Consider the following 915-nt stretch of genomic DNA (forward strand, 5'->3'; position numbering starts at 1 on the left):
GCCCGCCTCTCCAAGTAAAGTTGCGAGCAAGTGGATCCTAGGCATATTGTTTATTGCCAAATATATTTTTTGTAATACTTTGTGAAAGCATTGACAGGGAATTTACACAAGATAATGGACTTGACTCGTTTTTTGCTGGGGTGATGTGTTCATTTAGGCTTGAGTTGGGCGCGGAACGGTAATCTTTGGGCGCGCAACGGCTTTTCTTGGGTGCGCAACGCGGATCTTGAGCACGGAATTGCATTCTTTGAGCGCGGAACGGCTTTCTTGAGCGCGCAACACGGATCTTGAGCGCGGAACGGCTTTCTTGAGCGCGCAATGGCTTTTCTTGGGCGCGCAACACGGATCTTGAGCGCGCGACGGCATTCTCTGAGTGCGGATGGGCTGGCTTTGTACGTGTGTGTAATCTTAGTTTGTCAAAAGCATATGTCGCGAATATTTTATTCTTGTACAATAAATATCTTTCCGCGAATTAAGACATCCTTAACGCGACACCACTGTAAGATTTACTTCTTGCTAAATCGCGCTACCTACTTATTCACAAGAACTATTTTCAAGCACAAAAAAACCATCCCCAATTGGAGATGGCCTTTGCCCGGCGACGTCTTACTCTCACAGGGGGAAGCCCCCTACTACCATCAGCGCTGAAGAGCTTAACTTCCGTGTTCGGTATGGGAACGGGTGTGACCTCTTCGCCGTCGTCACCAGACTATGTATGAACGATACTTATTCGTTCAAAACCGGATAAAACAGACATTGTTGCTGAACTTCAAGTTCAACCGTACTTCAGTAACTTAAGGTTAAGTCCTCGATCGATTAGTATCCGTCAGCTGCACGTGTCGCCACGCTTCCACCCCGGACCTATCCACCTCATCTTCTTTGAGGGATCTTACTTACTTGCGTAATGGGAAATCT

The 915-nt window shown here is 47.1% G+C and carries 2 rRNA genes; both read right to left on the reverse strand.

The annotated features are described in order from the left end of the window. Positions 1-593: 593 nt before the first annotated feature. Positions 594-709: ribosomal RNA gene (rrf, locus tag M3191_RS18145) — 5S ribosomal RNA — on the reverse strand. An 87-nt stretch (positions 710-796) separates the two neighbouring features. Next, a 23S ribosomal RNA gene (locus M3191_RS18150) occupies positions 797-915 on the reverse strand; the annotation flags it as partial.

Source organism: Sporosarcina luteola (assembly GCF_023715535.1).
GTDB lineage: Bacteria > Bacillota > Bacilli > Bacillales_A > Planococcaceae > Sporosarcina > Sporosarcina luteola_B.